This window comes from Stenotrophomonas maltophilia group sp. RNC7 (assembly GCF_030910085.1).
Lineage (GTDB): Bacteria > Pseudomonadota > Gammaproteobacteria > Xanthomonadales > Xanthomonadaceae > Stenotrophomonas > Stenotrophomonas sepilia.
The window spans coordinates 1-495 of record NZ_JAVFVN010000401.1; the positions used below are offsets into that span (position 1 = coordinate 1).

Annotated in this window: 2 protein-coding genes; both read right to left on the reverse strand. The window is 67.9% G+C overall.

The features are described from left to right. Window positions 1–189, reverse strand: a 189-nt coding sequence (locus RCF13_RS06810) for a hypothetical protein (protein WP_308141001.1), incomplete at its 3' end; no start/stop codon positions are given. Next, window positions 167–495 (reverse strand): hypothetical protein (locus RCF13_RS06815; RefSeq protein WP_308141002.1); only part of this gene is annotated, 329 nt, incomplete at its 5' end. The genes RCF13_RS06810 and RCF13_RS06815, both read right to left, overlap by 23 nt.

The following is a 495-nucleotide window of genomic DNA, read 5'->3' on the forward strand; positions in this document are numbered from 1 at the left end:
GCGCTGGATTTCCTCGGCGGTGTAGTCGGCGATTTCCTGCGCCCAGGCCTCGGCAAGGCGGGCAGGCTCGATACCCTCCCACTGCTGGGCGAACTTCGCGCCGTACAAGGCCTGCATGCGTTCGATCACGCGAGCGGCCCAGGCCACGGGAACCGGAGGCGGCACTTCAGTCGCGTGTACCAGTTGCATCGATAACTCCCATGTCGATTTCGTGCCGCGGCTGTGCGCCAGCGTTGGCAATGACGTTTTGCAATTTGGCGTTCCAGGCGGCGCGCCGTTCGTTGGCGGTGGGTGGGCGTTGCGGAGGGGCGCCCTTCTCCGGGATTTGCTGCGCGGCTTGGCGCTGGGCCGTCAGCACCTTGGCAAGGTAGGCCCAGGGGATGGCTTCTGGCGGGGGCTTGGACTGGCGCGCCACGGCGAGGCCCGCCAGGGCTTCGTCGGCCGTCAGGCCCTTCTCCACCCAGGCGCGGAAGTCGAGCTGGCTGGGGAGAACCT